This is a genomic window from Paraburkholderia sp. SARCC-3016, assembly GCF_031119615.1.
In the GTDB taxonomy this organism is placed as follows: Bacteria; Pseudomonadota; Gammaproteobacteria; order Burkholderiales; family Burkholderiaceae; genus Paraburkholderia.
In genome coordinates this window covers 48262-61033 of sequence record NZ_JAVHZD010000030.1, presented here as the reverse complement: position 1 = coordinate 61033, position 12772 = coordinate 48262, and the positions used below count along the sequence as shown (strand labels likewise).

General features: G+C 64.9%; 9 protein-coding genes. 5 read left to right on the top strand and 4 right to left on the bottom strand.

All coding sequences use genetic code 11. The features are described 5' to 3' along the window. Positions 1-13: 13 nt before the first annotated feature. Complete coding sequence (locus tag QYH69_RS26780) at positions 14-1180, bottom strand: enolase C-terminal domain-like protein (RefSeq protein WP_308834741.1); 1167 nt, start codon at positions 1178-1180, stop codon at positions 14-16. Between the two features lie 36 nt (positions 1181-1216). Beyond that, positions 1217-2731 carry a cation:dicarboxylate symporter family transporter gene (locus tag QYH69_RS26775; protein WP_308834740.1) on the bottom strand — a complete coding sequence of 505 codons (1515 nt, stop codon included), beginning with the start codon at positions 2729-2731 and terminating at the stop codon, positions 1217-1219. Between the two features lie 209 nt (positions 2732-2940). Between QYH69_RS26775 and QYH69_RS26770 the strand changes: the two genes are divergently transcribed. Further along, the gene (locus QYH69_RS26770; protein ID WP_308834739.1) at positions 2941-3666 is read left to right on the top strand and encodes a GntR family transcriptional regulator; all 726 of its coding nucleotides are present in this window, start codon (positions 2941-2943) and stop codon (positions 3664-3666) included. A 60-nt stretch (positions 3667-3726) separates the two neighbouring features. Here QYH69_RS26770 and QYH69_RS26765 read toward each other — a convergent pair whose 3' ends face one another. Next, positions 3727-4446 (bottom strand): FadR/GntR family transcriptional regulator, encoded by a 720-nt coding sequence (locus tag QYH69_RS26765; protein ID WP_308834738.1) that lies wholly within the window; start codon positions 4444-4446, stop codon positions 3727-3729. 133 nt (positions 4447-4579) lie between these two features. On the opposite strand from QYH69_RS26765, the gene QYH69_RS26760 reads away from it, so the two are divergent. From QYH69_RS26760 to QYH69_RS26745, 4 genes are all read left to right on the top strand, one after another. Continuing rightward, positions 4580-6115, top strand: a complete 1536-nt coding sequence (locus QYH69_RS26760) for an altronate dehydratase family protein (RefSeq protein ID WP_308834737.1) — start codon at positions 4580-4582, stop codon at positions 6113-6115. A gap of 393 nt (positions 6116-6508) precedes the next feature. Continuing rightward, positions 6509-8266, top strand: coding sequence for an alkaline phosphatase family protein (locus QYH69_RS26755; protein WP_308834736.1), 1758 nt, complete (start codon positions 6509-6511; stop codon positions 8264-8266). Positions 8267-8395: 129 nt separating this feature from the next. Beyond that, positions 8396-10021 (top strand): cytochrome c peroxidase, encoded by a 1626-nt coding sequence (locus QYH69_RS26750; RefSeq protein ID WP_308834735.1) that lies wholly within the window; start codon positions 8396-8398, stop codon positions 10019-10021. Continuing rightward, positions 10018-10887 (top strand): response regulator, encoded by an 870-nt coding sequence (locus QYH69_RS26745; RefSeq protein ID WP_308834734.1) that lies wholly within the window; start codon positions 10018-10020, stop codon positions 10885-10887. The genes QYH69_RS26750 and QYH69_RS26745 overlap by 4 nt, the downstream gene beginning before the upstream one ends. Here QYH69_RS26745 and QYH69_RS26740 read toward each other — a convergent pair. After that, positions 10859-12427, bottom strand: coding sequence for a diguanylate cyclase domain-containing protein (locus QYH69_RS26740; RefSeq protein ID WP_374992505.1), 1569 nt, complete (start codon positions 12425-12427; stop codon positions 10859-10861). The two genes, QYH69_RS26745 and QYH69_RS26740, sit on opposite strands and share 29 nt — an antisense overlap. Positions 12428-12772 lie beyond the last annotated feature (345 nt).

Below are 12772 nucleotides of genomic sequence, written 5' to 3'. Positions count from 1 at the left end.
GCATCGGCTCGCATCACGCAGCGAGACGTGCGAGCCACGGGCGCAGCCCGTCTTTTTCTTCGAGTCCGAATCCCGCCGCTTGCGTCGGACGCACGAGCCCGCCGCCGACGCCGCAGCCGGCCGCATAGCCGCCGAACGGCTGGAACACGCCCGGATACGCTTCGCAGCCGCCGAGTTCGAGGCCCACCGCGATATGCAGGTTGATCAGATGTCCGCCATGCGGATAGGCCTGCGCGCGATCGAAGCCATGGCTTTCGATCAGCTCGATCATGCGGGCGTATTCAGTGAGCCCGTAGGCGAGGCCCGCGTCCATCTGGAACACGTCGAGGCCCGCACGCATGCCGCCGAAGCGCGTCAGATTCTTCACGTCGGGCAGCGAGAACAGGTTCTCGCCGGTCGCGATACGGCCCGCGTAGGCCTCGGCGACCTGCCGGTTCAGATCGAAGTCGAGCGGGTCGCCGATCTCCTCGTACCAGCGCAGGTCGTACCGTGCGATCGCGTTGGCGTAGGCAAGCGCCGTGTCGAGATCGAAGCGGCCATTCGCATCGACGGCGAGCCGCTGACCGGCGCCCGCCACGCCGAGCGCCGCTTCGATGCGCGCAAGATCCTGCTCGAGGCTCGCGCCGCCGATCTTCATCTTGAACGCGTCGAAGCCCTGCTCGCGATACGCGTTGAATTCGTCGGCAAGGCGCTGCGTGCTGTCTTGCGCGTAGTAATAGCCGCCCGCCGCGTACACGTCGACGCCTTCGGTCTTGCCGCGCCGCCCGTAACGGCGCGCGATCGTCACATGCGCGGGTTCGTCGAAGAGCTTCGCGTTCAGGTCCCAGACGGCGAGCTCGAGCGCTCCTGCAGCCGCCGCGCGGTCGCCATGGCCTCCGGGCTTCTCGTTGCGCAGGATCGTTTGCAGCACTTTGTGCGGGTCGAAGCATGCGCCGCTTGCGTCGAGCAGGCTTTCCGGCGGCGCGGCAAGCAGCCGGGGAATCATGCGGTCGCGCAGAATGCCGCCTTGCGCGAAGCGCCCGATCGAATCGAACGCATAGCCGATGACCGGCTTGCCGTTGCGAATCACATCGGTATGCAGCGCGACGAGCGACACGTCGTGCTCCGCAAAACTGACGAGCGCATTCGCGACATTGCCTTCGAGCGGAACCGAGATTTCCCTGACCGCAGTGATACGCATAACCCTTCCTTGAACGAACGAACCAGAATCCGATGATCAGATGACCTTGCCCGGCCGCGTGCCGAACACGCGCTGGTACTCGTCGCGTGCGGCATTCGGATCGAACTCGCCCGACGACTTCGCAATCACGAGCGTCGCGACGCTATTGCCTATCGAGTTGCAGATCGCGACCGCCTGCGACGTGAAGCGGTTGATGCCGAACAGAATCGGCAGTGCTTCGATCGGCAGCATGCCCGACGCGGTGACGGTCGCCGCGAACACGATGAACGTGCCGCCGGAAACCGTTGCCGCGCCCTTCGACGTGACGAGCATCAGCAAAAGCAGCCCGAGCTGCTGATGCAGGCTGAGCGGCACGCCATACGCGTTCGCGACGAACATCACGCACAGCGACATATAAACGGCCGTGCCGTCGAGGTTGAACGCATAGCCGGTCGGCAGCACGAGTCCCGTGGACTGCCGCGAGCAGCCAAGCCGCTCGAGCTTTTCGAACAGACGCGGCAAGGCGCTTTCCGACGACGCGGTGGCGAACAGCAGAAAGATTTCGTCCTTGAAGTAGCGCAGAAAGCGGAACACATTGAAGCCGTAGAGCCGCAACACGACGCCAAGCACCACGACCACGAAGAACGCCAGCGACAGATACATCACGACCAGCAGATAGCCGAGCGAAATCACCGCATTCATGCCGCTGCTGCCGATCGCGAATGCAATCGAGCCGAATGCGCCGAGCGGCGCGAACTTCATGATCACGTCGACGAACTTGAAGAACACTTCGGACATGCGCGTCAATGCATGTTCGACGCTGCCGCGCGTGTCGTGCCCGAGCATCAGCACGGCGGCGCCGAAGCCGATCGAAATCACGAGCACCTGCAGCAGCGAGCCGTTCGCGAATGCGCCGACGAAGTTGTCGGGAAAGAGCGTCAGCATGAAATGCTCGAGCGACACGGGCGCGGCCTTGCCGTACTGCGCGTGAGCGGCCGCCGCGTCGGCCGCGTTCTGCGTCAGATGCATGCCGGCGCCGACGCCGGACAGATTCGCCACGACCATGCTGAACGCGAGCGCGATGGTCGAGACGATCTCGAAGTAGATCAGCGCGCGCAGTCCGATGCGGCCGACGTTCTTCAGGTCGCCCGCCGCGGCGATGCCGAGCACGACGTTCAGGAACACGAGCGGCGCGACGATCATCTTGATCAGGCGCAGAAAGATGTCGCCAAGAATCTTCATATCGACCGCGAGCTTCGGCGCGATAAAGCCGAGCGCAATGCCGGCGACGATGCCTACGACAATCTGCACGCCGAGCCGCGCATAGACCGGCTGCTTCCTGCGCGCTGTCGCGCTTTGTGCTTCGGGGCTGCGCGCATTCGCGGTGTCCGTATGAAATGCCATGTCGTCTCCGTTTGCCATGCCGTTCGTGGTGTTGCCTGCTACGCGTTTGCCGCGCGTTTGCCGCGCTTTTGCGTGCGCGCTTCGCCCGTTTGCCTGCAATACCACCGCACGCGCCGGACCGCTCGACGACGCATTGCTGCGGATCACGTCGAAAATAAGTCCGTACATTTAAAATAAGTCCGGACTATATTGTCAGCATGTGGGATGGGTCAACCTCGGGTTTACCTGTATGCTTCGCGGTCACGAAACGCCGCCCCCCACCTGACTTGGCAGCGCGCCGCACGCGGGCTAGCATTAGCGCGCCCGGCGCCCCCGCCCCCCGCCCGCGCGCCGGGCAGGTGCTGCGAACCCGGCTTCAACCGATAAGGACCGTTGTCATGAAACCCCGATATGCCGAACTGGCGGAGCAACTGATTGAGGCGATCGGCAACGGCACGTTCGAAGTCGGCGCGGCGCTGCCGAGCGAACTCGATCTTTCCGCGCAATTCGGCGTGAGCCGCGCGACCGTGCGCTCTGCGCTCGAAAGGGTCCAGCAGCTCGGACTCATCTCGCGGCGCAAGCGCGCGGGCATTCGCGTCGAAGCAAGCAAGCCGCGCGTCGCGTACGAGCAGTCGTTATCGAGCGTCGAGGATCTGACCCAGTTCGCGGTGGTCACCGAGCGGCACGTGCAGGCTATCGGCGAAGTGTCGGCGAGCCCGACGCTCGCCGCTCAGCTAGGCGTCGAAACGGGCTCGCGGTGGCTGCGCGTCGAACTGCTGCGCGTCGATCCCGCGAAGCCCGACGAGCCGATCTGCTGGACCGACGTCTATCTCGAGCCGACGGTCGGCGCCGGCATCCGGCGCGAGTTGCGCAAGAGTTCGGGTTTGGTCTGCGCGATGGTCGAAGAACGCTTCGGGCGCAGCGTGCGCGAAGTGCGCCAGGAGATTCGCGCGGTCGGCGTGCCCGCGCGGCTTGCGAAGGCGCTTGCGGTCGAAGCGGACGGTCATGCGCTTGAAATCACGCGGCACTATGTCGACCAGCATGGCGCCGTGTTCGAGGTCACGGTCAGCGTGTTCCCGGCAAACCGGTTCACCTACGCGCTGCAGTTGCGGCGGCAAGGCTGACCAGGGCTGATCGAAGGCCGCCGCAAACGGTTCATGCTGCGCCGCTTTTACGCGGCGCGCCTATGCGGCGGCATTGAACTGCTCGCCGACAAACGCAAGATGCTGCGCCATCGCCTGCGCGGCGCCGTCGGGCGCATGCGCGCAGATCGCCTGATAGATGCTCTCATGTTGCGCAAGCCGCGCCATCGAGCGCTCTTTCGCGTGCGGCAGATCGAGCATCGCCGCATACGTATTGCGCGTTATGTGATCGCGCAACTGGTCGACGACCGTCGTATAGAAACGCGTCAGCATGAAGTTGTGCGCCATCGCCGCTAGCGTCAGATGAAAATTCGCGTCGCCGCGCGCTTCGGCTTCGACGTCGCCGGCCGAGACCGCGCGCGTCATGTCGTGCAGCACGGTGGCGAGACGCCGGCGTTCGTCGGCGCTGGCGCGCTCCGCCGCGAAGCGCGCAACACAGCATTCGAAAATCGCACGGAATTCGAGCGTCTCGCGGCGCTGCGGCGAGCCTTCGCCGCTGCGCTGCAGCCATAGCGAATCGGGCATGGCCTGCGGGGCGGCGCTGACGAACACGCCGGCGCCGCGCCGCGTTTCGAGCGTGCCGCGCGCGACGAGCCTTGCGACGGCTTCGCGAACGGTCGAGCGCGAGGTGCCGAACGATTCGGCCATTGCGCGCTCGGACGGCAGCCGCGTGCCCGGCCTCAGTTCCGGGTCGAGCAACCGGCTTTCAATTTGCCTGATGACATGACCCAGCGCGCTGTTTCGCTCGCTGTGCTGTCCCATCTGATGTCTCCTCGGGCGATGTGGTCCGACCAATTTGCGGCTGCAGGAACGGCTTCGCATACTGCATGCACCCCACATGATGCACGACGCGGCGAACGCGTGCACGAACGAACCCATATCTGGAGATATCAACATGGCCGATGTCATTGCCGCTTCTGCGGTCATCAAACTGCACGCCGACGACGATGTCGCGATCGCGCGGCAAGCGATTCCGAGCGGTACGACCCTCGACGAACTGAACGGGCTCACCGTGCTCGCCGACATTCCCGAGGCACACAAGGTAGCGATCCGCGCGGTCGCGCAGGGCAGCCCCGTGCGCCGCTACGGTCAGATCATCGGCTTCGCGACGCAGCCGATCGCGCCCGGCGAACACGTGCACGTGCACAACGTCGCGATGGGCGATTTCGAACGCGACTACGCGTTCAGCAGCGAAGTGAAGCCCGTGCAAAACGCGGCCGAACCGCTGACTTTCATGGGCATCAAGCGCGCCGACGGCCGCGTGGCGACGCGCAACTACATCGGCATCGTCAGCACGGTGAACTGCTCGGCGAGCGTGACGAAAATGGCCGCGCAGCATTTCTCGCAGCCCGGCGCGCTCGACGCGTACCCGAACGTCGACGGCATCGTGCCGCTGTCGCACAGCTTCGGCTGCTGCATCGACCACAACGGCGAAGGCATCCAGCAATTGCGCCGCACGATCGGCGGCTATGCGCGCCACGCGAATTTCGCGGGCATCGTCGTGGTCGGTCTCGGCTGCGAAGCGAATCAGATGGGCGCGCTGTTCGTCGCCGAAGGCGTGGCGCCGGGCCCGATGGTCGTGCCGTTCGTCATGCAGGAACTCGGCGGCACGCAGAAAACCGTCGAGGCCGTGATTGCGGCGATCGAGAAGATGCTGCCGGTTGCGAACGACGTGAAGCGCGAGCCTGCGCCGGTCTCGCACCTGTGCGTCGCGCTGCAATGCGGCGGCTCCGACGGTCACTCGGGCATTACCGCGAACCCGGCGCTCGGCGCGGCCGTCGACCTGCTCGTCAAGCACGGCGGCACCGCGATCCTGACCGAAACGCCGGAAATCTACGGCGCCGAACACCTGCTGACGCGCCGGGCGGTCTCGCGTGAAGTCGGCGAAAAAGTGGTCGAACGGATCCGCTGGTGGGAAGGCTATGCGGAGCGCGAAAAGGGCAGCATCGACAACAACCCGACGCCCGGCAACAAGGCCGGCGGCCTGACGACGATTCTCGAGAAGTCGCTCGGCGCCGTCGCGAAAAGCGGTTCGACGCCGCTCGTCGATGTCTACAAGTACGCGGAGCCGATCGACAAGCACGGTCTCGTGTTTATGGATGCGCCCGGCTACGACCCGATGGGGGCGACGGGCCAGATCGCGAGCGGCGCGAACCTCGTGGTGTTCACGACGGGCCGCGGTTCGTGCTTCGGCGCGAAGCCCGCGCCGTCGATCAAGGTCGCGACTAACTCGAAGATGTACCACCGCATGCGCGACGACATGGACATCAACTGCGGCGAGATCATGGACGGCACCGCGACCGTCGAGCAGAAGGGCGAGGAGATTTTCCGCGCGATCGTGCGCGTCGCTTCGGGCGAGCAGTCGAAGAGCGAAGCGCTCGGGATCGGCAACGAAGAGTTCGTGCCCTGGATGATCGGCGCGCAGATGTGATTGCACGCAGTGCGTAGTTGAACGCTACGTTCGATGGGACGCATCAGGTGATGCATCGCGTAACGTAGTCGCGCAAAGCGGCGGCCCTGGGGCCGCCGCTTTGCTTTTGTCTTGCCGATTCGACACGATCGATGAATTCGACAGGTGCGCCGAACATTTCTATCAGCGCATCTTCATCAATTTCTAATCCACGATCTAATTTTTTATTTCCGGCTTGTCTCGATTAAATAACTGAATCCATCTTTTTATATATCCGAAAGCATCGAGCGGATTTCAAAAAAAATAACTGTCATTCATAATGAATATCCGACTGGCATTCTCGCCGCTTGCCTCCCCCTGCAGCATTCAAAGCTGCTCTCCAGTTCGGTATTCGAAATAAAAGGATCGGTTTAAATGACACGCAACCTGCTCGCCGGCGCGATCGTCGGCGCGACCCTGCTTCTATGCGGCTGCGGCGGGTCCGACTCTTCGGGCGATTCATCGGCGTCGGGAAATACGCCTCCCGCAGCGCCGCCCACCACCTCCACGACCAGCGCGCAGGACACAATCGCAACCGCGACGCCGATCAAGCATATCGTCATTATTTACCAGGAAAACAATTCGTTCGATCACTATTTCGGCACTTATCCGGTTGCGGGCAATCCGACCAATCCGGCCGAATTGCCGTTCTTTGCCGCGAAGAATACGCCGACGGACATCAATAACCTGCTGGAAACAGGCGCGGGCTTCAACATCAAGACCAGCCCGTTGCTGACGGCGAATCCGAATTCGCTCAATACGCAAAACGGCACGGGCGCGACCAATCCGTTCCGTCTGGACCGCACGCAGGTGCTGACCGCCGACCAGAGCCACGGCTACAAGAACGAGCAGAGTGCATTCGATGCACTCGCCAATCCGCTCGCGCCGGCCATGGACCTGTTTCCCAAATTCACGGGTAAGGGCGTCACGCTTTCGACCGGCAGCGGACCGTTCTTCACGACCGGCCTCGTGATGGGCTACTTCGATGGAAACACGGTGACCGCGCTGTGGAACTACGCGCAAAGCTTCGCGATGAGCGACAACTTTTACGGCACGACCTTCGGATCGTCGACGCAGGGCGCGATCAACCTCGTGTCCGGACAAACGAACGGCGTCGTGACGACTGCATCGACCGGCGCCGCCATGGATGACGGCACGGGCACCGGCACCTTCACGCTGATGAGCGACGTCTTCCCGACCGGCGACGCCTGCTCACCGACCGGCACGACAGGCTCGATGACGAGTAAAAACATCGGCGACCTGCTGAACGCGGCCGGTGTGACGTGGGGCTGGTTCCAGGGCGGCTTCGATCTGACGCAGACGAACCCGAACGGCACGACCGGCTGCCTGCGCTCGAGCTTCTCGGAAGTGGTCGGCGGCTATATTCCCGACTACGACGCCGAACACAATCCGTTCCAGTACTACGCGTCGACGCGCAACCCGCAGCACACGCGGCCGTCGTCGGTGATGGCGATCGGCACGAACAACGACGGCGGCGCCAATCACCAGTACGACACGAGCGACTTCTTCGCGGCCGTCACGGCAGGCAACTTCCCGTCGGTCAGCTTCCTGAAGGCGCCGTCGTGGCAAAGCGGCCACTCCTCAACGTCCGATCCGCTGAGCGAACAGATCTTCCTCGTCAACACCGTGAACTTCCTCGAACAGCAGCCGGACTGGAAGAACACCGCGGTGTTCATCACCTACGACGACTCGGACGGCTGGTACGACCACATGTCGCATGTGATCAATCCGTCGACGTCGGGTGACGACGCGTTGAGCGGCACTGGCTCGTGCCTGACGACGGTCGCGGGCGGCGCGACGACGCCGCTGCCGGGCGTCAGCGGCCTGCCCGCGAACGGGCGCTGCGGCTATGGCCCGCGCCTGCCGCTGATCGCGATCTCGCCGTTCGCGAAGCAGAACTTCGTCGATCACACCGTGACCGACCAGACGTCGCTGATTCATTTCATCGAAGACAACTGGCTCGACGGACAACGGATCGGTCAGGGCTCGTTCGACGCGCTATCGGGGCCGCTCACGAACCTGTTCAATTTCTCGCTGAACACGCCGTCGCTGGTTCTCGATCCGAACTCCGGCGCGTTGCCCGGCGCGCAGGCCGCGCTCGAGGGCAACTAGGGCGGAGCCAGCCGGACGAGCGCGGCTGAATGCGGTTGCGGCGCGCGGGCGCCGGGCGCGAAGCCAGGCGCCCGCGCGCTCACCTGCTTGCGAGTAACGAGCGCGGCCGATGCCGCCGGAGCAACCTGTTTGGCAAAAGACATGAAGGTATTGGGTTCGAGGTCCGACTTCAGACTATGCGCGACGATCGCGGTCGTAACGGCCGCCGCTTTTGGCGCGCTCGCATGGTTCAGTCATGGCAAGCAATGCTTCGGCGCCTGGCGATGGCCGGACGTCGAACTCTCGCGCGGCGGCTTGCATGCGGACTTCAATGCGGGTTCGAGCCCAGCTTCAGGCACAGACTCAGGCGCGTCCGGCTCCGGCACATACGGCCCTCGTGCCGCCATCCCACGCGCGTTGCCGGCGCCGCCGCTCGCCGCCGCGAGACCGCTCGCGATCACCGACCCGGCCGCTCACCCCCATCGGCCGCTCTCGGCAATGGCGCAGCTCGGCAAGGACATCTTCTTCGATCGAAGCCTGTCCGGATCGGGCCGCATCTCGTGCGCGTCATGCCATAGCCCCGACCATGCGTACGGTCCGCCCGATGGCCGCCCCGCGCAATTCGGCGGCATCGCGATGAACCTCGAAGGCGCGCGTGCGGTGCCGTCGCTGCGCTATCTCGATCACAACCCGACGTTTACGATCGGCGCGCCGAACATCATGCCCGACACCGACTCGCCCGCCGTGTCGCCCGCCGCAGTCAGCGGCGCTGTCGCGGCAATCGCGAAAAGCGGCGCGCCGCAAACCGCCCCGGGCGCGCCGCCGGCACCGGTCCCGCAAGGCGGCTTCGACTGGGACGGCCGCGCAAACTCGCTGCAGGAGCAGGCCGTCGGCCCGCTTCTCGATCCGCACGAAATGGCGAACCGCAATCTCGACGTGGTGACGGACAAGCTGCGCCACGCGGGTTACGCGAAGCGCTTCATCGATCTGTTCGGCCCCAACGTGATGAACAACCCCGGGCAGTTAATCGGCGAGGCGCTGTTCGCGCTCGGCCGCTATCAGGCCGAAGACGTGTCTTTCCATCCGTACGACAGCAAATACGACTGGTATCTCGCGGGCAAGGCGCAGTTGAGCGCGCAGGAAATGCATGGCCTCAAGCTGTTCGAGGACCCGGCCAAAGGCAACTGCGCCGCGTGCCATATCGACAGGCCGTCGCGCGACGGCATCTTTCCCGCCGCGTTCACCGACTACCAGTTCGAAGCGCTCGGCGTGCCACGCAACCGCGCGCTCGCGCAGAATCGCGATCCGCATCACTTCGACCTCGGACTTTGCGGCCCGGCGCGCGCCGACTACCGGAACCAGAAGAACTACTGCGGCCTCTTCAAGACGCCGACGCTGCGCAACGTCGCGACGCGTCGTGTGTTCTTTCACAACGGCGTGTTTCATACGCTCACCGACGTGCTGCACTGGTACGTCGAACGCGACACGGACCCGCGCAAGTGGTATCCGGCAGAGCGCTACGGCGCGGTGCACAAGTACGACGATCTGCCGCCGCAATACCGCGCGAATATCGATGTCGTCGATGCGCCGCTCGATCGCAAACCGGGACAGGCGCCCGCGTTGAACGATGCGGAAATCGCCGATGTGATCGCGTTTTTGAATACGTTGACCGACGGCTACCGGCCGGACGGCCCGGTGGGCGCAAAAGCGGGTGAGCAAGCGGACCCGCCACCGGCCGCCGCCGCGTCAAGGGCGCGCACCGCCGCATCGCAATGAGCAACCCGATCGCACGCAGCCACGCATCGGGCGAAAACGCACCAGGCGGCGCAAGCGACATCGTGATTGTCGATGCGGACCTGCGCGTCTGCGAAATACTGTGGGCGCTGTTGCAAAACGCGGGCTACCGGCCCTGCGTCGCGCCCACCGCACACGACGCAGCCGCGCTGATCGCATCGCGCGTGCCGCTTGCGCTGATCGTCGACTGGTCGCTGCCCGACCGCTCGGGGTTGTCGTTTCTGCTCGATGTGCGGGCGGAGCCGCGCACCGAACGGCTGCCCGCGATCATGCTGAGCGCGCGCGACGACGTGGACGACTGCATTCGCGCGCTCGACGCCGGCGCCGACGACTTCATGCGCAAGCCGTTCTCGCCGCGCGAACTGCTGTCGCGCTTGCGCGTGCTGCTGCGGCCCATACCGCGCGCGCAAACGTCCACGCGAATCTCGGTGAAGGGCCTGACGCTCGATCTTGCCGCGATGCGCGTCGAGAGCGACGCGGACTGCCGCGAATCGGCATTGCCGCTGAGCCCGTTCGAATGCCAGTTGCTGCACTTCTTCCTGACTCACGGCCACCGCGTCTACAGCCGCAGGGAAATCATCGGTGAACTGCACGGCGCGCAGGCCGCCCATCACGACGACCGCCGCGTCGACCATCATGTGTTCCACTTGCGCAAGGCGCTGCGCGCGCTCGGCCACGATGCGGTGATCGAAACCGTGCGCGGCCGCGGCTATCGATTGACGGACCGCATCGAGCCGCAGGCCGCGCAAGCGGCGCTGCATGTCGCCGCCCCCGCCACCGCGCTCGCCTCAACGGCCCCGGTCGCAACCGCCGCTGCCGCTACGAAGCCGGCCAGCGCGGCGCGCTGACGGCGCCCTCTTTGCGCGTGCCGTCCGGCACCGAGAAGCGGAATGTGCCTTTGCCCGCTTCCTTCGCGTCGTACAGCGCGACGTCCGCTCGCTTGAGCAGCTGTTCGATCGATTCGCCGTGCGCAGCGAACGCAATGCCGATACTCGTGCCGATGCTGATCGCCTCGCCCGTCGACAGCACGTAGGGCTTGGCGATCTCGCGGATGATGCGCGGCGCGAGTGCTTCGCTCGCCGCGCACGTGCTGTTTTCGACGACGACCGCGAATTCGTCGCCGCCCAGACGCGCGACGAATTCGCCGGTCCACAACAAGTCCTTCAGGCGGCCGGCGACCGTCGTCAGCACTTCATCGCCGGCATGATGGCCGAGCCGGTCGTTGACCTGCTTGAAGCCGTCCAGATCGAGATACATGAGCGCGACTTCGGGCTCGCGGCCGCTCAACTGCCTCGCGAGAATCCTTTCGAGCCGCTCGTACAGATCGCGCCGGTTCGGCAGGCCGGTCAACGGATCGTGCCGCGCGAGATGCAGGATTTTCGCTTCGGACTGGCGGCGCTCCGTGACGTCTTCGATGATGATCACCGCGCTGCCGTCGGGCACCGGATTGCGCGTCATTTCGAGCTGGCGCCCGTCGCCGAGTTCGAGATCGAGCGGCCGGCGCTCGCCCGAGAGCCACGCGGTGCAGCGCTCGACCAGTTGCTGGCGCAAGGTTTCGCCGAACTTCGCGACGCCCACATACCCGATGAATTCGGGCAGCGGCACGTTAAGGCGCAGCATCTCGACGGTCGCGCCGAACAGTTCCGCCGCACGCCGGTTCGCGACGATCACGCGGCCGTTGCCGTCGATCGTGCACAGTCCGTGCGGCATATGCGTCAGCGCCGCATCGAAGCGGGCCGCGAGTTCGGCGTGCCGCTGCTCGGCGGTCATCAGCGCGACGAGGCCTTCGTAGTGGCGTCGCACGACCGACACCATCGCGACGAGATAGGCGAACAGCGGCGGCACGAGAATCCACGACGCGCTGCGCGGCGCGAGCAGCGCGCCGACGCCGATCGGAATCGTGCCGCAGAAGATCTGCATGATCGCGAGACGCGGCAACGCGGCGTTGCGCGACGCGATGCCGCCGAGAATGCCGGCCGTCACCATGATCGCGAGCGACGCGAGCTGCATGTCGCCCGAGATGATCGACGCCATCGTGCCGAGACCGAAGGTCAGACACGCGAGCAGCGATACCGGCGCATAGCGCGCGGCCGACCGTTCCGGATGAAGCGGACTCACGCGGTTGCGCGCGACATAGCGGTGCGCGATGAGCATGCGCGCGGCGAGAAGCACGATCTCGGCCGCGAGCCACAGCGGCGCCCACGCATGATGCAAGCGAAAGCACGCCACCACGGCGACGAACGCGCTCGAGAGTCCCGACATCAGAAGCGGGCGCGTGTTCTCGAATAGCGTAGACAGCAGCGACGCGCGTATCGACGCTGTTACCTGACCGTTGCCCGATGCCGGTGTATCGAGAAGAAAATTGAACATAGACGGCCTGGCTGGCATGAAGTGACCGCGCTGTCCCTGCATCCGCTGCCTGCAGTGGGTCGAACGTCCCGATCGATGCGGTTAAAACGCGACGCCGATCTTTTCGTTTACGGCGCGACGAACGACTTCCTTGATAGCTGCGCACAGCATGAACGAGTCGAAGCAGCAAACCCGCAACGCATGCGGGCTCTGGCGATTCGTCAGGGGATTGTATCGGGAACTGTCACGACGGGACCCGGAATCCGGCAAACCGTCGCCATGCGACGCGCGCATGTTGCATGTATGCCCGGAAAACGATTGCGCAAACGAATGCGCGGCGCACGCCTCGCGCAGCGACGCACGCAACGACTACGCAACGATCCG

Excerpts from the sequence above, each read along its gene's own strand:
- QYH69_RS26780 (WP_308834741.1), bottom strand. The coding sequence starts at position 1,180 with ATGCGTATCACTGCGGTCAGGGAAATCTCGGTTCCGCTCGAAGGCAAT.
- QYH69_RS26775 (WP_308834740.1), bottom strand. The coding sequence starts at position 2,731 with ATGTACGGACTTATTTTCGACGTGATCCGCAGCAATGCGTCGTCGAGC.
- QYH69_RS26770 (WP_308834739.1), top strand. The coding sequence starts at position 2,941 with ATGAAACCCCGATATGCCGAACTGGCGGAGCAACTGATTGAGGCGATC.
- QYH69_RS26765 (WP_308834738.1), bottom strand. The coding sequence starts at position 4,446 with ATGGGACAGCACAGCGAGCGAAACAGCGCGCTGGGTCATGTCATCAGG.
- QYH69_RS26760 (WP_308834737.1), top strand. The coding sequence starts at position 4,580 with ATGGCCGATGTCATTGCCGCTTCTGCGGTCATCAAACTGCACGCCGAC.
- QYH69_RS26755 (WP_308834736.1), top strand. The coding sequence starts at position 6,509 with ATGACACGCAACCTGCTCGCCGGCGCGATCGTCGGCGCGACCCTGCTT.
- QYH69_RS26745 (WP_308834734.1), top strand. The coding sequence starts at position 10,018 with ATGAGCAACCCGATCGCACGCAGCCACGCATCGGGCGAAAACGCACCA.
- QYH69_RS26740 (WP_374992505.1), bottom strand. The coding sequence starts at position 12,427 with ATGCCAGCCAGGCCGTCTATGTTCAATTTTCTTCTCGATACACCGGCA.